18 protein-coding genes and 1 riboswitch are annotated in these 20,704 nt (G+C 34.0%); of the genes, 7 read left to right on the top strand and 11 right to left on the bottom strand.

The window, feature by feature from the left end:
- Positions 1 to 149 precede the first annotated feature (149 nt).
- The 6 genes from PKK00_08315 to PKK00_08290 all read right to left on the bottom strand — a co-directional run bounded on the left by PKK00_08315 (position 150) and on the right by PKK00_08290 (position 6,479).
- On the bottom strand, positions 150 to 1,475 hold the full coding sequence (locus PKK00_08315; protein HNW98398.1) for a GYF domain-containing protein: 1,326 nt from the start codon (positions 1,473 to 1,475) through the stop codon (positions 150 to 152).
- 19 nt (positions 1,476 to 1,494) lie between these two features.
- Positions 1,495 to 2,283, bottom strand: coding sequence for a hypothetical protein (locus tag PKK00_08310; protein HNW98397.1), 789 nt, complete (start codon positions 2,281 to 2,283; stop codon positions 1,495 to 1,497).
- Between the two features lie 386 nt (positions 2,284 to 2,669).
- Complete coding sequence (locus PKK00_08305; GenBank protein ID HNW98396.1) at positions 2,670 to 2,885, bottom strand: type II toxin-antitoxin system HicB family antitoxin; 216 nt, start codon at positions 2,883 to 2,885, stop codon at positions 2,670 to 2,672.
- The gene (locus PKK00_08300; GenBank protein ID HNW98395.1) at positions 2,885 to 3,085 is read right to left on the bottom strand and encodes a type II toxin-antitoxin system HicA family toxin; all 201 of its coding nucleotides are present in this window, start codon (positions 3,083 to 3,085) and stop codon (positions 2,885 to 2,887) included. Before PKK00_08300 ends, PKK00_08305 begins: the two co-directional genes overlap by 1 nt.
- A 227-nt stretch (positions 3,086 to 3,312) precedes the next feature.
- Positions 3,313 to 5,088, bottom strand: a complete 1,776-nt coding sequence (locus tag PKK00_08295) for an aconitase/3-isopropylmalate dehydratase large subunit family protein (GenBank protein ID HNW98394.1) — start codon at positions 5,086 to 5,088, stop codon at positions 3,313 to 3,315.
- A gap of 329 nt (positions 5,089 to 5,417) precedes the next feature.
- Positions 5,418 to 6,479 (bottom strand): DUF6340 family protein, encoded by a 1,062-nt coding sequence (locus tag PKK00_08290; GenBank protein ID HNW98393.1) that lies wholly within the window; start codon positions 6,477 to 6,479, stop codon positions 5,418 to 5,420.
- Between the two features lie 167 nt (positions 6,480 to 6,646).
- Between PKK00_08290 and PKK00_08285 the strand changes: the two genes are divergently transcribed.
- The gene (locus PKK00_08285) at positions 6,647 to 7,921 is read left to right on the top strand and encodes an aminotransferase class I/II-fold pyridoxal phosphate-dependent enzyme (protein HNW98392.1); all 1,275 of its coding nucleotides are present in this window, start codon (positions 6,647 to 6,649) and stop codon (positions 7,919 to 7,921) included.
- Between the two features lie 70 nt (positions 7,922 to 7,991).
- On the opposite strand, the gene PKK00_08280 is transcribed toward PKK00_08285, so the two are convergent.
- From PKK00_08280 to PKK00_08270, 3 genes are all read right to left on the bottom strand, one after another.
- Positions 7,992 to 10,013 carry a M14 family zinc carboxypeptidase gene (locus PKK00_08280; GenBank protein HNW98391.1) on the bottom strand — a complete coding sequence of 674 codons (2,022 nt, stop codon included), beginning with the start codon at positions 10,011 to 10,013 and terminating at the stop codon, positions 7,992 to 7,994.
- Between the two features lie 366 nt (positions 10,014 to 10,379).
- Positions 10,380 to 10,958 (bottom strand): hypothetical protein, encoded by a 579-nt coding sequence (locus PKK00_08275; protein HNW98390.1) that lies wholly within the window; start codon positions 10,956 to 10,958, stop codon positions 10,380 to 10,382.
- A 36-nt stretch (positions 10,959 to 10,994) separates the two neighbouring features.
- Positions 10,995 to 11,492, bottom strand: a complete 498-nt coding sequence (locus PKK00_08270) for a flavin reductase (protein ID HNW98389.1) — start codon at positions 11,490 to 11,492, stop codon at positions 10,995 to 10,997.
- Between the two features lie 99 nt (positions 11,493 to 11,591).
- On the opposite strand from PKK00_08270, the gene PKK00_08265 reads away from it, so the two are divergent.
- From PKK00_08265 to PKK00_08240, 6 genes are all read left to right on the top strand, one after another.
- Entirely contained in the window at positions 11,592 to 11,819 is a 228-nt protein-coding gene (locus tag PKK00_08265; GenBank protein ID HNW98388.1) for a hypothetical protein, read from the top strand.
- Positions 11,816 to 12,577 (top strand): MBL fold metallo-hydrolase, encoded by a 762-nt coding sequence (locus PKK00_08260; GenBank protein ID HNW98387.1) that lies wholly within the window; start codon positions 11,816 to 11,818, stop codon positions 12,575 to 12,577. The genes PKK00_08265 and PKK00_08260 overlap by 4 nt, the downstream gene beginning before the upstream one ends.
- Before the next feature lie 95 nt (positions 12,578 to 12,672).
- Positions 12,673 to 13,539 carry a hypothetical protein gene (locus PKK00_08255; protein HNW98386.1) on the top strand — a complete coding sequence of 289 codons (867 nt, stop codon included), beginning with the start codon at positions 12,673 to 12,675 and terminating at the stop codon, positions 13,537 to 13,539.
- 15 nt (positions 13,540 to 13,554) lie between these two features.
- Positions 13,555 to 14,532 (top strand): peptidoglycan DD-metalloendopeptidase family protein, encoded by a 978-nt coding sequence (locus PKK00_08250; GenBank protein ID HNW98385.1) that lies wholly within the window; start codon positions 13,555 to 13,557, stop codon positions 14,530 to 14,532.
- Between the two features lie 87 nt (positions 14,533 to 14,619).
- A complete protein-coding gene (locus PKK00_08245) occupies positions 14,620 to 15,342 on the top strand; it encodes a toxin-antitoxin system YwqK family antitoxin (GenBank protein ID HNW98384.1) in 723 nt (240 codons plus the stop codon).
- A 76-nt stretch (positions 15,343 to 15,418) separates the two neighbouring features.
- Positions 15,419 to 15,627: riboswitch (cobalamin riboswitch) on the top strand.
- Positions 15,628 to 15,716: 89 nt separating this feature from the next.
- Positions 15,717 to 17,924, top strand: a complete 2,208-nt coding sequence (locus tag PKK00_08240; protein HNW98383.1) for a TonB-dependent receptor — start codon at positions 15,717 to 15,719, stop codon at positions 17,922 to 17,924.
- A gap of 42 nt (positions 17,925 to 17,966) precedes the next feature.
- On the opposite strand, the gene PKK00_08235 is transcribed toward PKK00_08240, so the two are convergent.
- Together PKK00_08235 and PKK00_08230 are read right to left on the bottom strand one after the other, a co-directional pair.
- Positions 17,967 to 19,373 carry an amino acid permease gene (locus tag PKK00_08235; protein HNW98382.1) on the bottom strand — a complete coding sequence of 469 codons (1,407 nt, stop codon included), beginning with the start codon at positions 19,371 to 19,373 and terminating at the stop codon, positions 17,967 to 17,969.
- A 416-nt stretch (positions 19,374 to 19,789) separates the two neighbouring features.
- A partial coding sequence (locus PKK00_08230) for a DUF3387 domain-containing protein (GenBank protein ID HNW98381.1) occupies positions 19,790 to 20,704 on the bottom strand: 915 nt, incomplete at its 5' end.

Raw genomic sequence — 20,704 nt, 5'->3', positions numbered from 1 at the left:
AGCAAATGCGTGTTATACACAGGGCTTTTTTATTTGGTCATTGTACTTGTCTGTTAGGGTGCGGTTGAGAAGTCAAGCTCTTTGGCAGGTTTAGGTTTTAGCGTTGGTCTGTGCTATCTGACAATGTACTTGGCGGTTGTGGGCTGCTTTCAATAATATTCAATTTCTCTTTCGTAGTAATCTATTGGTTTACCATTTTCAAATGAAATCTTTTTTGTGTAATTATTATTTTTATCATATTCGATTTTAAAAGTATTTTTTTCATTAACAGAATTATCAGAATTATAAACAGTTTCTTCTGTTAGATTATTTTCATTGTCATATTTAGATATTTCTTTAGTAGAAATACTTCCATCTGCATTATACTTAATTTCCTCAATTTTATTACCATTATCATCATATTCAAAAGTCCTTTTACTTGAAAAACTGCCATTTAATTTAAATTCGCATTCTTCAATTTCATTACCATTATCATCGTACTTATATGTGTACTTATACTTACCATCCCTTATCACATCATTATTGAATGATGCTTCAATTTTATTACCATTATCATCATATTTAAATGTTACTTTATTAGATCCTAAAGATGAATTATAATTATATTCTATTTCATTTCCATTTTCATCGTATTTATATGTAATTAACGTTATAGTTGCAGTATCTGAAGTATAACTTCTTTCCTCAATTCTATTATTTTTATTGTCATATTTATATGTATCCTTACTATAAAAACTGCTGTAATTAATAATATAATTTTTAGAATTATGGCGAAAATCACGCAAAGTTATATCAACTGAATTTTTGTTTTTAAGATGTTCATTTTCTACTTCCTCTATTAAATTATTATTTATATCATATTTATATTTAATAGTATTAAATAATATATCATTAGAATCGTAACGATTTTCTTCTGTTTTTTTTCCTTGCGTATTATACTTGTATATATATTTGTCAAATAAGCTTCCGTCTCTATTATATTCATACTTTTCAACAATGTTACCCTGCTTATTGAAAATTAAAAGGTCACTATAAATCATATCATTTTTCTGACATTCGTTAAAGTTTCCATTTGCTGCGTAACTTGAAATTTTCAATGATTTAACTTTTCCATTTAAGTCGTAATCCTCTAAATCATTAAGACTTGTATGTTTTTCTTTTTTATTGACTTTTTTATTATTTTTATTAAAAACAAAAAAAGCTGACGCAAGAAGAATTAAACAAAAAACAGAAATAATTGTTATTTTATATTTTAAAATCCATTTTGAGAAAACATTTTTCTTATTCATGTCAACTGGCGGCGGCGGTGGTACTTTCTTTAGATTCAATAATTCAGGAATATCTTTTAACTTTTTCCAGTTATCCATATCATCCGACCAAATAAGAGTTTCACTTGTTAGATTTTTGGTTTTAAGTTCTTCAATTGAGAACGGACCATTTTGGTCTTTACCAGTTAAAAAGTAATATTCTTTCATTGTTCAATTATTTGCTAAATTAAATTTGTGATTTTTTTATATTAAAATAGTGGTCATATATAGCTTGATTTTCCGTCAAATGATCTTTATGAATTTCGTATGAATCCGTTTGCTTTGAAACAAAAAGAGTATCTAGATTTTTATTAAAATTAAGCAATATACCAGGAAATTTATTTCCAAATAAATTAAACTCATCCTTTGGAATAGAATCCTCAAATATTGGAAAAAAAGCCAAATAAAAATAAAAAGAATTAATAGCTACAACCCTAATTGTAAGCCAATCGTAGTTAAAATAGGTTGTCTTAATTTTACCACATCGCATTGATTTTGGATATATTTTAGTATTTGAGTCATCAAAAGCAGGAGGAATCAAATCTATAAATATAGCAACATCCTCTGGATAATCACCTCCATATAATATGTAGTTTTTATACTTAGATAATAAATCTATATCTTGATTTGTAGTTCTTCCTGAATTATACGATATTTTCAATAACCACCTCAAAAGTTTGTTATAATCATACTTGAAAACTACTTTATCATTTGCGTCCACAAATAACGAAAAATATTCATCATAAAGTTTACAAATATATTCATCTAACTTTCCCAAAAAATCATTATTGCAAATCGCACAAACATCCTTAACTATTAGTTCTGCTCCAAAAACCTTTTTTGCTTTTAATGAATATTTCGCAGTATAATTTGGCACCTTTTTAATTAAACATATAGGAAAAATATGTTCTCTTGTAAATTTCCCAAATCTATTACAGTATGCACAAGTGCTTATATCTTTATTAGACTTACTCAAAATTTATAGTTCAGAAATTAAAATTCTTAAAAATTAAAATGTAATATGTGTTGGCAAGATTGCACTCTTTATTTTTAAATTTTAAAATTACAAAATCTGTTGCAAATAAAAAATAATTTTCAAGATGAAAAAGAATTTGGTTTAAATAAATCTACGGAATTGTTTTTCTTAAGAGCTTGTTTTACGCAGGTTTCACCTACGGTTACTGATATTTAATCCTTACGGGATAAAGAAATAAGTGCTTATTTTAATTTCATTTTTTCGCAAACAATTTATTAAAAAAGGCGAAGCCTCTGCCCCACCTTTTAGTTCGTAGTTATGAGTTATTTAGTTATTAGTTGTGAGAATGGAGTATATTATTATTTTATTTGTATTTAATTAATAAATTATACTGCAAAGACAAAAGTTTCAGCATCAGTACGAAAAATCGGAAATTTAATTTTTTCTTCTTTCATTCCCTGAAGATGAAAACGAATAGCAGATAATATATTTTTCTCTGCAATTGCTTTTGTTTTGCCAGTTGAAATACAACCGGGTAAATCTGGGACATAAGCACTATAGCCAGTTCCAGTTTTCTCGAATATTATTAAATATTTTACCATTAGTCTTTCTCCTCTTTTAATTGTGCCTGTTTTAAAATACTGTTTAAGGTTCCTTTTGCTATTTCATCACTCATTTTATGTAAAGCTACAGTAACAAGTCCTTTTTTTGTTTTGTGTTTGTATTGCCTGTGGCTTCCTTTCATTCGGACACAAAACCATCCATCGCTTTCAATCAATTTTATTACTTCACTAACTTTCATAAAACTTGTTCGAAAATTGTATAACAAAAATAAACAAATATTCTTTAATTTACAAATAAAAAAACCATAAGATGGCAGATTGCCAAACAAAACATTTCACGCTCCGAATATCGAGTGATGAGAATTGAGTAAAGATAACTAATAAGATTCTTTTCACTTCGCCTCAGCGATTCACTTTTGCCTTTTGCCTTTTTCCTTATGCCTTGTCAACTTGTTAACTTGTCAACCTATTTCACATTCTTCACATAGTTCACCAAACCTTTTGCATCAAATATTGCCATCAGTTTTTCGGGTAATGGAGCGAACTTAAATATTTTTCCGGCAATGGTAATTTCCCCTTTTGCAAAATCAACATTCACTTTATCACCCTGCTTGTATGCGCTCACAGCTTCAGGAACTACAAGTATAGGCAAGCCCTGGTTAACCGATGAACGATAAAAAATTCGGTTCACCGATTTACAGATAACGGCTTTAACACCGGCAAACGCAAGCCCTACAGAAGGATGCTCGCGCGAACTGCCACAACCAAAGTTTGCTCCGGCAATCAACACATCGCCCGGTTTTACTCGTTCTGAGAACGTATCATCAAAACCTTTGAATAAGTGAGGCATTATTTTTTCTGCTTCGGAACTATTTACGTTGTAAGTGAGATTTCCGGCAAACATCTGGTCGGTGTTGAGGTTGTCAACATCGGCATAGTTCCAGGTAAGTTCACTGTAGCGGTCTTCGCCTTGTTTAATGGAAACAGTTTTGCTTTGCGGAATTTCAAACGGAAATTTATCATTTGCCTTCTTCCCTCTCGGATCGCTGATACAGCCATTGATTGCCGACCATGCAACAGTTGCAGGAGAAGCCAGATAAATATTTGCTTTTTCATTTCCCATACGACCAAGGAAATTTCTATTTGCTGTAGAAATTACATTGTAACCATCGGCCGGAATTCCTTGTCCTGTGCCTAAACAAGGTCCACACGAAGGTGCAAGGATGCTTGCATTAGCTTTCAAGAAAATTGTTATCAATCCTTCTTCCATTGCTTTCATATATATTTCCTTCGAAGCAGGAATAATAAGCAACTGAACATTTTTAGCAACCTGTTTGCCTTCGAGAATTTTTGCAGCTATACGCAAATCCTCGAAACGCCCGTTGGTACAGGTTCCTATCAGTGCCTGCTGAATGGCAAGTCCCTGAACTTCGGAAACTGATTTTACATTATCCACATTATGCGGAGCAGAAACAACGGGGAAAATATCACCTAAATTAATTTCAATTTCTTTAAAATATTTTGCATCGGCATCAGCCCATGTACCTTTTACTTTTTCGCCAAGGAATTTTTCCAATACTTCATCGGCAGGAAATACGGCATTCTTGGCACCCATTTCAGATGCAAGATTAGCAATGGTCATTCTATCAGAAATCGATAATGTTTTCACACCATCGCCATGATATTCTATCGACATGTAATCAGCGCCGCTTGAGCCTATCATTCCAATAATCCACAGTGCAAGGTCTTTCGCGTAAACGCCATCCTGCATTTTTCCTTTTAACGTAATCTTCACTGATCCGGGAACGCGGAACCATGTTTCACCTTGTTTCCACAAACCGGCAGTTTCAGTCCTGTCAATACCGGCAGCAAATGCATTAAAAGCACCTGCAGTACAAGAGTGACTGTCGCTTCCAACAATAATCATATTAGGCTTTGCATAATAAGAAACAATTTGATGACAGATACCTTTACCCACATCATGAAATTTCGTGATGCCTTGCTTTGCAACAATGTCGCGGGTTTTCTGGTAATCGTTTGCGAGCTTGGCATTTGTTGGAGGTGCATTATGGTCGAGTACAATCAAAATCTGATCGGGGTACTTTACCTTGTCACCGCCCATTTTCGCGAAGGTTGCATTAATACTCGCTGTATTATCGTGCGATAAAACAATATCCGGTTTTTTAAATACTATAGCGCCTGTTTCAGCACCTAGTATTTTTTCTGCATACGTTTTTCCCATATTATTAGTGATTTAGTTTTTAGTGATTAAAAGCAAAAATATAAAAAAAGTTTATTTCACCACGGCATACAATCATTTTCACAGATAAAAAATTATCAACGTTATTTGACTGTTATAATAAATTGTCATTACGCTTCCCGACCTTAGTTACGGAACGGGTCGCTGACTTTCATAGTCATTAATTGTAATTCATGTTTATTAGGAGCACACATTGTATTCATTATCATTTTTATTGAGAACTGTGAATTGAAAACTGCCAAATGTATTTTCCAATTTTAAAAATTTCATTCTACATTCTCACTTCTGAATTCTGACTTCTGAATTCTGAATTACTCATTCCCCATTTGTTCTTTAAGTTTCACCTGGTCATTAATACGAACGTTCAGAATATTCATATACATACGTGCCGGTTTATTTCCGTATACTTCAAAAGCTTTCTTTGCGTTGGCATATGCGGTTTCCAGGTCACCATCAACTTCTGAAGCTACTGCAAGGTTATAATATGCGCGACCAACATTTTTTGAATTTTCCGTTTTTGTGATGTTAGTCCATATATTTTTTGCATCATCCCACTTTTGAATTTTCACAAATTTCTTTGCTTGTTTAAAACCATCCTGTTTTTTTCCTTTTGTAAAATAACTTCTATGAACATTAACCCATGTTGGAGAAATACGCACACCATACTGCGCACCGGCATACAAGCCAGCTCCATTAATCGCATCACGTTTTGCAGGAAGTTTCTTCATGGCCTCATCAGGTGTGTTGCCTTTTGTACTCCAACCTTTTTCATCCATAAAAGAATTTTGGTCAACTTCTGTTTTATTCAGATTATCATATATACGCCAGCCTGCATTAACATTGACTTTTAAGTCAGTAAAAAATTCAATGACTGTTGTGTCTTTATCATTTATTTTTGTCTTTACCTGGTTTTTACCTGTATTAAATTTTATATCCGAATCAAATGTTTCCAATGCTATCAATGCATCCGAACCAGTTGCTTTGCATATTGAATCTACAGTCGTCCACGCAAAGGCAACAGGCCATTCACGAGTTCCTGTTCCTTTTAATTTAGTTCCGGTAACCAGAACTGCAGTTAACAGAGGGCTGCTGTTCAACTGGTTTACCAAACTCTGAACACAATTATTCGAAGCATCTTTATCAGCTTTTATTGATTCGCCTGAAATAAATCCTTCAAGAACATTCGATACCCACTCACCTTTAGCAGGAAGTGAACGATTGATTACTGCAACCTTTTTAATATGCTTTGGAAGGTTTATCTGCGCAGGTATTAACACTTCCATTGATATTCCTGAAGTTGAGCTGCATGAAGAAGATAAAACAACAACCACAGCCAAAATGAAAGAAAGAATTAAATAGTTTTTTGTTCTCATTTAACAGATTTTTATTTAGGGTTGTAAAGTTACCTATTTTAATTGAATCTGCATAAGATGCACCAAACACAGGTAGTTTATAAGAAGTTAATAAGAATATGTAAATCTTATATAGAGAATTCTGAAATTCTTTATAGTTTTGCAGTCGGAAAACATTAAAATTATATATTGTGGATATTTTTGAAAAAGTAGCGCAAAAACCTGGCCCATTGGGAATGTGGTCAGAACAAGCTGATGGATATTTCATGTTTCCCAAGCTGGAAGGTGAAATCGGTCCTCACATGAAATTTATGGGTAAGGAACGACTCGTTTGGAGTTTGAATAATTACCTGGGATTGGCTAATCATCCTGATGTAAGAAAAGCTGATGCTGATGCAGCAAAAGAATGGGGACTCGCAGCTCCTATGGGTGCACGCATAATGTCGGGACAAACCAAATATCATGAACAACTTGAAAAAGAACTCGCAGCATTTGTAAGCAAAGAAGACTCATACCTTCTGAACTACGGCTACCCGGGTATGGTTTCAATAATTGACAGCCTGGTAGACAGGAAAGACGTTATTGTTTACGATTCAGATGCTCATGCATGTATCATTGATGGTATGCGTTTGCACATCGGAAAACGTTTTGTTTACAAGCATAACGATATTGAAAGTTGTGAAAAACAATTACAGCATGCTACCAACGTAGTTAAAGAAACCGGTGGTGGCATTCTTGTAATAACAGAAGGTGTTTACGGAATGGTAGGCGACCTTGGAAAAATTGATGAAATCGTTCAACTGAAAAAGAAATATCAATTCCGTTTATTGGTTGATGATGCTCATGGTTTCGGCACTATGGGAAAAACAGGCGGTGGAACCGGTCAACATTTCGGATGCCAGGATGAGATAGATATTTACTTTGCAACTTTTGCTAAATCGATGGCAGGTATAGGTGGATTTGTTGCAAGTAGAAAAGAAATCGTAAAATATTTACGTTTCAATTTACGCTCGCAGATTTATGCAAAATCATTGCCAATGCCTATGGTTATGGGTTCACTGAAACGTCTCGATATGATTCGCACTATGCCTGAACTCAGAGCAGATCTTTGGAAAATTGTAAATGCACTTCAAAATGGATATAAGGAAAGAGGCTTCGATATTGGGAAAACACAATCGCCTGTTACTCCTGTAAATCTTAAAGGTGGCGTTTCTGAAGCTACGCAGTTAGCATTCGACCTTCGTGAAAATTTCAACATTTTCTGTTCTGTAGTAATTTATCCTGTAATTCCAAAAGGCATGATCATACTTCGTATTATTCCTACAGCCGTTCATACTATGGATGATGTTAATTATACCCTTAACGCTTTCTCGGAAATCAAGAAAAAACTGGACTCAGGTATTTACTCATCACAAGGAATGATAAACATTTCAAAAGTATTTGCAGATCTTCAGAAAAAATAACAACTAAAAAAACCCGCAGATGATGCGGGTTTTTTTATGATATACTTTTTTCAATAAATCTTAAAGAAAACTATTGATTTGAGATGATAAACTTTTTATATGATACATTTTCATTATCCGATATTCTCAGAAAATATAATCCATCCTTTACATCAGATAAATTCAGTTGAACTGACTTTTCGTTTGAAATATTTATTTTAAAAATTTGTTCACCAATATTATTTATCACTTCTATATTTCCTGTAAAACTATTATCGCCAAAAGTTAAATTTAACACGCCATTACCTGGATTTGGAAATACTTTAAATGAGTTCAATTCAGAAACTTCATTTATTCCGACAGTAGTTATAGTTACCTGTTTTGAAGTTGTATTTGATCCGCCACACCCATTGTATGCTGTTAACTGAACAGTATATGTACCTGTTGAAGAATAAGTATGCGAGGGGCTTACTGTTGTGCTTGTACCACCATCACCAAAATTCCACGAATAGGTTAACGCATTTGTTGATGAATTAGTAAAATTAACGGTATTGGTAGTTACAGCATATGTATACCCGGCAACTGGACTTAGAGGAGAAGATGGCATTAATTTCACATTTTTTATTACAGCATGTCCATCAGTTGCAGTAACACTAATTGTTCTCGATTGATAGCCTGTAGCTGAAAAAGTAAGACTCCATGTTCCTGCTTTAATAGGCCTGTAATAATTTCCAAACAATGCACCTGAATAAACCCATGAACTGTCTACATCATGACTGTTCACAAAAACCTTTGCTGCTATTGGCTTTCCGGTACATGAGTCCGAAACAATCCCTCTAATACCGTATAAGCATTCTTCGGTATAATGCATTATCGGACGATAAAGAGTATTCCAGTAATTTGGTAATAAATCACTACTCGGTGTTTTATCAACTGATATTTCGAGGGTAACTTCCCTGCAATGCTGAAAATAATTCATATAATCCTGGCGGCCGCCTGTAATCACGTACCAATCGCCTCCCTCGGTATAACCAATGGAATATGTATCTTTAAAATAATTAGAAATAGAATTTATCGGACCCAAATATATGCAAGTATCCGCAAACTCTTTTCCTACAACTCGCCACCAGGCATCATCAGCATGTGTACGAGATGATGAAGCCCATGTATCCCAGGGGAAATTAACCACACTGGCGCCTCCGTGAAAATTACCCCCCATAACAAAATTCATGGTGTCGGCAAAATTCATCATGGTCTGGGTTTCTGTCTGAACAGGATAATTCAAATTGTCGCCGCTGTTAGAAGGGTTGCCTATTCGCGGATCAAGATAATTCCTGTTCAAATCTTTCCCGTTTGCATTGTATCTTCGGGCATTTGCAACAGTGGTGCCTGTTGATGAATTATAATAAGTGCCATCAGGATTTGCATCTGGTAATATCCAGAGTTCTATATTATCAACAATATTAGTAACCCTTGCATTAGTACCATAGTTCGTCAATAAATAATTAATAAATCTTAACAGGGAAACATAGCCCGTTATTTCATCGCCATGAATTGATGATACCCATAAAAACTGCGGCTTAGCTGCTTTTACATTTACGTTGCTTGTTAATTTTCCAATAATTAATTTTCTGCCACTGGATAATGTTACCAAATTATAACGTTTAAAAAAATTCGGGTAATCAGTTTGGAATTTTGTCATCATTGAATCATAAACACTATACGTTGGATACCTGTTCCAGCTTGCCATTTGAGCAATAGTGGTAGCCATAGTAATTGCTTTTTCATTATTATTTTTTGGAATAACCGAATAAGGAATATTTAGTTTTAAAAAGGTTTTAAATTCTTCCTTACCTGCGTATGCAATCACTTCATTGGTTGATGGTTTATAATAATCTATTGACATAATATTTGTCAAATAAGTATCAACCTGTTCTTTGGATTCAGCAATAAATTTAAAATTCAATTCCGTGTTATCCTGAAAAACAGAATCAATAATATCATCTATTTTATCGGAAGAATTTTGTGTAAAAGAATTTGCAATTTGTGCTGATGAAATAATTGAAGTAGTTATAAGAACAAGAACTACCATTAATTTCAATATATTTTTCATCTGAATAAGAATTAAAATTCGTAATTATTTTCTTGTTTGAATTTGTTCATAATATCTAATGCATGTTATATTTGCAGGGCAACGCCTTTTAACATAAGGTTTTTACAAGGCATTAAAATTAGTGTTCAAAACATTAAAAGTCAATGAAAATCGTCATTTTCAGGTCGTAATAAAAACTATTTTCATCGCTATATTAAAATAGCAGGTAATAAAAATGTAAGAAACAGGAAAAAAATAAAAAAACGTAAAGAATAAAACACAAGCAATTCTAATCGTATTTTATAGAATTTTAACAAACACAAATAAAAGTATCTCTTTAGTTTTTTGAAGGAATTGAATTCGGAAAATTTTATATGCAGGAGTATACTAATCCTGTTTTTTATTAATGATACTTAGATAATGTTTGCATTCTTTTATAAAATCTTCCAGTTTGATATTCGCATTCACATCAAGCATAAAATCATAAATGCCTGCATTTTTATCATCATATCTTCCTACTTTGAATTTGGCATGTGATAGCCCGGCAATATATTGAAGAGGAAAACAATCTTTCATTGAAAGGTCAATAACTATATCGTATTCTTCGTTAATGAAATCCTGAACTCTTTGTGTACCCGGCTTAAAATACCAGTTCAAATCTTTACGTGTAAAATAGTCAAATGAAAGCTTAGGAAAACAATAATGAGGTAAACGCGGGAAATTCAAGTAGCCAATAGCTTTTACAATTTTCATATTCTCCTGGAAATATTTTACAAAATCACAAACAATGTCATGATTTTTTTCATCCGTAGCATCATAAATAATTCCAATGGTTTTGGAATCCTTTAAACTCTGTATGCTCCGGTTCCGCCTTACCTTTGCAATATCGTTTTTAAAAAAATAATTGCCCGTACTTTTTCTTATTTTATCAATAACATTCACTGCTGCATAATTAAATTTCAACAAATGTAATAATAAATTTATTTTAATCGGCGAATTATATCACAGTTTAAAACAATGCATGATTTGTCCTATATACATTTTATGGTAATCCTTTAAGGGATAATTTTTATCAATACTTTTATCAATAAATTTTTCGGGAAAAATAAAATCGGTATATATTTTCTTACATTCCATTACAAGCCGGGCCTGTTTAAAATAGATATTCCCGTTTTTCGTTTCCATTGGAATAAGACCTGTTTCCTTGATTTTATCAGTATCCCTGCCTGATTTGACACCGCATACATTAAGAGCATCCTTATATTGCTCTTCAAAGAATGACAAAGTAAAATCATTATTTTTCTCCATAAAATCAAAAGTAAAACGTGTAGGACGCACATAACACAAAGCTACCGGCCTATTCCACAAAAAGCCTATGCTTCCCCAGGCAGCGGTCATTGTATTAAATGATTTGATATTTCCGGCAGTTATCAGCATCCAATCCCTGCCAATAAGCTTAATAAAATTTTCGTTTAAGTTTTCGGGATCAATTTGTATCATCGCATCTTTTATTTAATTTATTTTTTTATTCTGAAGTTTTATCAAAATTATTATAATTATTGAATATGAAATTTTAATTTTGATGAAAATTATCATCTGATGAAATATCCATGCAAACGCAAATTTGCACTAACCGTAATGAATAAAATCAAACAGGAGTTTGATCAGGGATTTACTTTAGCATGGATATTCACGAGCGAGATAGTGTTGCGCCCCGATGAATATCGGGAGTGGGGCGAGCCAGCCCGACTGTCAAGGCGGGTAACAAAAAATATCATTTCTTATGACATCCATATTTTACAAACATTATCATTTTTATATAGATGAAAATTACATTTTTAGGAACCGGGACATCGCAGGGAGTTCCTGTAATTACATGCAAATGCAATGTATGCCAGTCGGACAATCCGAAAGACAAGCGTCTGCGGTCATCAATCATGATAGAAACGGAAAAGAATGTATTGGTTATTGATGCCGGTCCCGATTTTCGTCAGCAAATGTTAAGAGCGAATGTTCAAAAACTTGATGGCTTACTCATTACTCACGGTCATAAAGATCATATTGGCGGGCTTGACGATGTGCGCGCTTTTAATTTTTTCATGAAAAAGCCCGTAGATGTTTACGCAAAAAAAGATGTACATAAAATTTTAAGATCCGATTTTTTTTATGCTTTTGAAGATGATAAATATCCGGGCGTTCCTGAAATTGAACTTCATTATATTTCCAATTTGCCATTTCAAATCAATGGCGACGAGATAATCCCCATTGAAGTGATGCATTACAAACTCCCGGTATTAGGTTTCAGGATAAAGGATTTCACATATATTACCGATGCAAATTTTATTTCAGAAAGCGAACTCGAAAAAATCAAAGGTTCCAAAATACTTGTAATAAATGCATTACGCCGGCGCAAACATATTTCGCATTATACTTTGGATGAAGCCCTTGAATTAATTGCGCACATACAACCGGAAAAAGCTTACCTCACTCACATCAGTCACCAGATGGGATTGCATAATGATATTGAAAATGAGCTCCCCGTGCATATCAAACCGGCTTTTGACGGGCTTAGTATAATTTGTTAATTTTAACAATCCCGGATTTGCAAGATATTTAAATTTTAATATCTTTGCAATGCAGACACACGTTTACGATTAGCATGAAGTTATTAAAAAATTATATGAACCTAAAAAAGTTCTGTTGTATTTTTGTCCTTCTTATAACAGGATCTCAATTTTTTACGTCATGTAAAAACACTTCCAGCCCGGAACAAAATGCTTTCGATTCTATCTGCTCAAGTCTTAAATTCAAATCATATAAAACGCTTTCTGAAAATACAATTCCCCCAATTATACTAGTTTATAATTCTACTTTACACCAGGACGAGATTAAAATATCAGAAGGTATTGTGCGACTACTTATTGGCTATTCTTGGGCGGTAAATGATAAACCCGAATATGCCATAGCTGAAAGTATTATTATAAAAGATCTTGCAAAAAATGATAAAGATGTAAAAATTCTTCTGCATTCATTATCTGCCATAGCTTTATACGAAAAAAAGCTGAACACTTTAGCTGATGAAGAGTCAAAGAATGCTATTGATTTCATTAATAAAACACCTGATGATAATAGCACAGAAATAAAAAAAGTATGTTACCATTTGTTGCTGGGAACATTATGTGTTTATGAACAGAATATACAGGGTGCTCGTTTTCATTTTGCTGCTTTTAATACCATTACAAAAATTGAATGGCCTTATCTACTTGCTGATGCCCTGGCTGATATTCATGAAAACAATGCTACCAAAGGACTAAAGAAAATAAAATTATTATCTAAGGATAAGAGCATCCCAAAAGATGTAAGGAATTCATTAACTGAATCGCTTAAAAAGAATGAAGGAAAAACCAAGGATATAGATATCACACTTTTCTGGACAAAAACAATTTCACAATCAGTATATAATTCTATTAAAACTTCCAATATAAAAAGTATTGAAAAAGTTTCGGAATTAATTGAAAATATTAAAAATAAATTAAGTCTTCCTTAAACCTGATTAATATTAATGAAGAATACTAAAAACATATCATATCATAATTATATTTTCTGTTTTTTTGTGTTTATACTCTCTTTCACAAATACATTTACCACTTTTGCTCAATATATCAATGATGATTCTTTAAACATATACGAAAGTCCGAATGATAGTATTGATCTTACTTCAGAATATTTTACCGACTCAACCGGTATTTATTTCTTTTTCGACAACGATTCCATAACCGACAATATAGCATTGTCATACGACTCCATTTCAAAAGCATACGGTGGTTCCTGGAGTAATAATGATGCATTGTTTTTATACGATAAAGACTTTAATCCTGCAATCATGAATGATTCTATAAAAGTGATATTACAGGATAATGAAGGACATTGTTATTACGAACCTGTTCCGGGTTTTATCACCTCCAATTTCGGATGGAGAAGGTGGCAATATCATTATGGTGTTGATTTAAGCCTTCATACCGGGGATACCGTACGATGCGCCTTCGATGGTGTTGTTAGGATTTCGAAATGGGGAGGCGGATATGGTAATTGTGTAGTTATTAGGCATAACAATGGACTTGAAACATTATACGGGCATTTGTACAAATCCAAAGTAGTTCCCAACCAGGTTTTAAAAGCAGGAGATATTATTGGATTAGGCGGAAGCACGGGTCGTTCCACCGGACCTCATCTTCATTTTGAAATACGTTACCTCGGAATTGCAATAAATCCAAACAGTCTTATTGATTTTAAAAATCAAACGTTATGGAACGATACTGCTTTTCTCACAAAAAAAAGTTTCCAGTATATCAGTACGTATAAAAAAGGTTCATACGCTTCTAAATACACAGGACCGGGAGTTTATTATTCAATTAAAAGTGGCGATAGTTTATCAAGGATCGCTGTAAGGTATGGCACTTCAGTAAATGCTATTTGTAAATTAAATGGAATAAAATCAACAACATTATTAAAAATTGGAAGAACGATCCGTGTTAAATAATTTTCCGGTTATTCATATAATTAATTTGTATCCGTTTTATTTTTTTGAATTATCTTTACATTGAATTCAATTTTTGAAAAAAAATTTGTGTTAAAAAAAATAATATTCATATTCCTTTTTTGTTGTTACTCTTTTCTAGGCATAGGGCAGGAAAACGAAACCGCTCAAAAGCCTAAATACGCGCCAAGAGGAGAAAAACACGTGAATGTTTCTGACGCCAAAGGCAAGCAGGGAACATGGAAATTATTTTCCCGCGACAGGATATTATTATCGGAAACCACTTATAAAAATGATATTAAACATGGGCCCTGCTCAAAATATTATTCTTCTAATGGTCTTATTCGCGAAGAAGTGAATTATTATTACGGCAAAAAAGACGGTGATTATAAAAGCTATTATATTAACGGACAGCTTAACGCTGAAGGAACATACAAAGATGGAAAGAAATCAGGTAGCTGGATAACCTATTTCAAAACATCAGGTGAAAAAAAGTCGGAAGGGAACTATGTCAATAATAAAAAAGATGGTGTTTGGTCATATTATAATTCCAAAGCTGTAAAAATTTCATCAGGTAAATATGTGAATGGCGAAAAAGATGGAGCATGGGATATATATGATGCTGATGGAAAAATTACAGGGACAGAAAATTATATAAAAGGAGTACTTCAACTCAAAGAAACTAAAGCTGCTGCTCCGACAAAAACAAATAAAACCAGCACAAAGACTAATAAAACCACCCCCACAAAAACAAACAGTACCGATACCAAAACCCCTGCAAATAATACCGGAACAAAGCCTGACAATAAATAACTGTATTTATCATTAACCGGCATATTAACAACCCGTTAATATGTTTTCAAAAAAAAATACTTAGCATATTCCAAAATATCTATTTTTGCAGCATGGTGTGCGTGTTTCATAATCGTTGAAACCTGCCTTAAAAGGGAACCGGGTGTAAATCCCGGACAGTACCCGCTGCTGTAAGTTCTTTATTATTTTTCGGAAATCTTTTTGTCACTGTTCGCCTACCGGCGAATGGGAAGGCATCCGGAAAATGAACAAGTCAGAAGACCTGCCATAAAACATATTAAATAGCTTTCGGGTAAAAAGCGAGAAAAAACGACATCCTTTCACGTTTTCTTCTTTCTTTTTATTCCTTTTTTCAAACATTAAAAAAAATTAAAATGAAAAAGGAGAAAAAAAATCAGGGCGCAAAAAAAATATTTTGTGCTATTTGTGTCCTTCTATGTAGCAATTCATTCGCACAGCAAAATGACAGCATTAAATCAAAAGAGCTGAAACCTTTGGTTGTTTCGGCCACCAGGACCGAAAAGAACGCCGACAGTATTGGGAGAAGCATTACTGTTATTTCATCCAAAGAACTTATGAACGGCATTTACAACAACGTAGCTGAAGTGCTTCAAACCAAAGAAGGAATTTCTATTGTTGGTGCCGGACAAAACCCGGGTATGGCTCAGAGTATTTTTATGCGTGGTGCAAACAGCAATCAAACAGTAATTATGATTGATGGTATCAGAATTACCGACCCTTCATCAACTAATAATGCTTTAAACTTAGCAGAATTATCTTTGTCAAACATCGACAGGATAGAAATCATCAGGGGAGCGCACAGCACCATGTATGGCTCATCAGCTATAGGAGGTGTTATTAATATCATTACAAAGAAAAACCAGGAAACCGGTTTCTCGGGAAATACCGAATTCAAAGCCGGAACGTTCGGCAAACAAACATTTTCAATGAGCGAAAATATTTTCGGGGCATATTCCTTTAAAAATGGTTTTTATTGCAATCTTGAATACCTTGGCACAAACGCCGACGGATTAGATGCAACCATTGATACGGTAACTTCGCAAACTGTTTATAAAAACAGAGATAAAGATGATTTCAGCATTTCTGAAATCAATGGAAAAATCGGTTACTCGAAAAATAAGATCAACGCATATACTTCTTTTAAAAATTTAAACCAGCTATCCGACCTTGATAAATCAGCATATACTGATGATGATAATTATTACCTTAATTTTAAAAGACAATTGATCAATTACGGGGTATCATACAAAATAAATAAACACCTGGAACTTAGCTTTGATGGTGGCTTTTCGGAAATGAAACGTTATGCAGAAGATGATTCTTCTGTTGTTGATACAATGTTCATTGATTCACTGGGAACAAGCATTGATATTTTCGATCACACCTATTATGATGATTTATATAAAGGATCTTCGTTAACCAATGAAGCCCAGTTAAATTATTCTGTAAAAGGTTTTGATATTGTTGCCGGTGGTAGCCTCTTTAATGAAAAGATGACATCGGAAAATTATTATTACAGCAAAAGTATGTGGGGCGTTTATGAAACATCAAGCAATCTTGACTCCCTTAATATTGACGTTATTACAAGCGGAGCCTTTATGCATGCAGATATAGAAGGCTCATTGTTTTCAGGAAAATTAAATAAACTTGCTTTGGCTGTTGGCGCAAGATATTCAAAGCATGAATTGTTTGGTGTTAATAAAACATTTGAGATCAATCCCATTTATCGCGTAACAAATAATGCTATGCTGTACCTCTCCTATTCCACCAGCTTTAATGCACCTTCGATGTACCAGCTTTATGCACCGTTTGTAAATACAACATCAGGTATCATTCGCGGAAATAAAAACCTGAAACCCGAAACAGGTAAAAGTTTTGAAGGCGGAATAAAATATTTCCCCGCAAAAAATGTCAGCGTTTTTGCTTCGTATTTTCATACCGAAGTTGACAATTCCATTGAATACGTGTACCTGTGGAACAAACAAACACCGGTTGATTCTCTTTCCTTCATGGATTATATAGGCGATACGTATCTTAATATAGGAACATTTTATACACAAGGAATAGAACTAGGAATTACTTCCGATATCAGCGAAAAATTCTCTTTATCAGGAAACATAACTCTTTTAGGAGGCAAACTTAAATACACTCCTTCATCAATAGATACAGTGAAGACAGAAGGAAATTATGTTCAACTATACAACAATGGTGAATTTATAAAAAATAAAGACATCACAATTTTAGGTCTTACCAGGCGTCCAAACTGCGCAAACCTTATGCTATCATATAATATTTTTAAATCTATTTCATTAAGTACAAATATCCGGTATGTGGGTTCACAAAATGATGTATACTACAATTCCGAATTAGGTCCGTTTGGAGCGCTTGGTACTGTTGGTCTTGAAGATTATGCATTAATGGATTTATCTTTAAAATATAAGTACAACGATTTAATTTTTATTGCAAAAGCTGAAAATATTTTCGATAAGAAATATACTGAAATAAACGGGTTCACCACTCGCGGACGCGGGCTGTACCTTAGTTTGAAATACGCGTTCTGATATAAGTTACGATATAAATCAAAATCCTGAATTATTTTTGATTCAGGATTTTTTATTTTTCCAATATAAATAAAAAGGAATACCGGTTAGTATTAATCCAATACCGATAAAACTTTCGGCTGGTCGTTCCACGAAACTGCTAACGACAAGCACCAAGCAGAAAATAATAAATAAAGCAGGAACAACAGGATATCCGAATATTTTTTCACTATACTTCATTTTCTTTTTAAGGATAAATAATCCGAATGCGCCGGAACCATAAAAGATAAATGCAGCAAAAATAAGCATATCGGTAAGCTGATCGAAAGTGCCCGATATCACAAGAGTGCATGCCCACACACACTGAAATATTAGCGATCTGTGAGGAGTACGGTACTTCTTATGCACTTCGGCAACACTTTTAAAGAACAAACCTTCGCGTGCCATGGCGTAATAAATACGCGATGATGCAAGTACACTGCTGTTCGTTGTCCCAAATGTGGAAATTAATATCAGAACAGAAATAATTATAAAACCCGAAGGGCCAATTATATTTTTTGTAATTTCTGCGGCCGCAATAGTATTTTGTCCTTTCGCAAGCTCTACATATCCATCAACAGGCATTACATACAGGTAAGCATAATTAACGATCATATAAAAAACCGTTACAATTAAAACACCGCCAATAATAGCAACAGGAAGGTCGCGTTTCGGGTTCTTTACTTCACCTGCAAGAAATGTAATATTCACCCATCCGTCGAAAGCCCAGAAAGCGCTGAGCATTGCTGCAAACACGATGCTCGTCAGTCCCCAGAAATTCAAATTGCCTATACTCCCGTAATGTTGCGATGGCTGATGGAAATTTTCGCTGCTGCCCGCACCGGAACCAAAACAAATCCCCAGTAAAAAAAGTATTCCAATAATTTTGGCAATGGTAAAAAAGTTTACTGTCCAGCCGCCATACTGTACCCCGAAATAATTTATAACAGTAATGATAATTATGGAAAGAATGGTAATTCCTTTAACGCCAAAATTACTGAATGGCATAATACCTAAAACACTAATATTTGCAATGCTTGCATTAAATTCGGGTAAAGCAAAAATATTGTTTACCGACTGTCCGAATACATAAGCTATAGATGCAATAGATGCTGACTGAATAACTGTGAAAGCAGTCCAGCCATAAAGGAATGAAAAGAATTTCCCGAAAATTATTTTCAGGTATTGATACTCCCCTCCTGCTTCGCTGTTGATACGCGATAATCCCGAATAACTTATTGCGCCCAGCAAAGTAATAACACCGGCCAAGAACCAGCAGAAAATTATAAGTTCCGAAGAATACAAGGATGCAGCCATAGGAGATATTTTTTTAAATATCCCCGAACCGATCATGGAACACACCACCACCATTAATGCAGTGAACAGTCCCAGTTTTCTTGATAATCCCGGTTTATCTGATTGGTTTTCCATTTTTATAAACAAGTAATTTATGAATTCGTATTATTTAAAATTAATTTTTAGATTTATAACGGTTGGCGGTATGAAATCGTTGGGGATTGCGGGCTACTATCCTGTCCAGTTACACTGAACTTGATGCGGGGCAGAACGCTTGCATAACCACTTAAACCCCAATGTTTTATACCGCTTGTTAGGGGCTGGTGTTCTTTGTTTCCTGTCAGTTTATCAGTCATTTAGCTCTCTTTTTAATCTGTGTCAACCTGCACCAACCTATCCACGAAGCACAAATTTATTTTGTTTTTTTGAGCGTTGGACAAAATGGCTTTGCCAAGTTGCGTTGTAAAGGCGGAAGCTCTTTTGCAAGCCTTTGGTTGGAGCGTTGGTTCGTGCGGGCTTGCAAATGTGCTTACGACTGTGCGTTGGCAAATTTATTCGTTGTCTTTACCACTTACTAAATCTTCTGCAAGCATTTTTGCCTGTGTTAAAACTGTTTCGACTGCTTTTTCTTGTAAGTCGGGCGGATAACCGTGTAATCGTAAAATTCTTCGAATATTACGCCTTAAAGCCGATTGAACACTTTCTTTAATAGTCCAGTCTATTGTTGTGCTGCTACGAACGGTTTTTAAAAGTTCTTGAGCAATATGTTTTAGAATTTCATCGCCTAAAATTGAAACGGCACTATTGTTCACTTCTAATGCTGTGTAAAACGCATATTCTCTGTAATCTAATCCCAAATTCTCGCCACGCTTGTCGGCTTCTTTCATTTGCTCGGCAAATGGGATCAACACTTTTTCCAAAAATTCTACGGTGTCAATCATTCCGTTGTGATAGCGTTTTATGGCATCTTCCAACATTTCAGAAAACTTCTTGCTTTCTACTAAATTGATTTTAGTCCGTTTTTTGATTTCGTCTTTGAGTAATTTTTTTAATAACTCAACGGCTAAATTCTTTTGTGGTAAGTCTTTTAATTCCTGTAAAAATCTTTCGTCTAAAATTTCAATGTTGGGTTTTTTCAACCCTGCTGCATCAAAAATATCAATCACATTATCAGCTGTAATGGCTTCGGAAATGATTTGCTTGATTGCCGTGTCCATTTCATCATTTGTTTTGCCGCTTTCGTTCCTGTCAGATATTTTTACTAATCTTGTTTTTATAGCTTGAAACAATGCAACATCATCACGAATTGACATTGCTTTATCGTGTGGAACTGAAATAGCAAAAGCTTTTAATAGATTTTTGGTATTGTCGGTAAAATTTTGTTCTCCGTTTTCTTGACTGAAAATATAATCTACTATTACTGGAATAAATTTCAATTTTTCAACTGGTGAAAGTGTAAAGAATTT

The organism is Bacteroidales bacterium, assembly GCA_035353855.1.
GTDB lineage: Bacteria > Bacteroidota > Bacteroidia > Bacteroidales > CG2-30-32-10 > DAOQAK01.
This window is presented reverse-complemented; position numbering and strand designations above follow the sequence as displayed.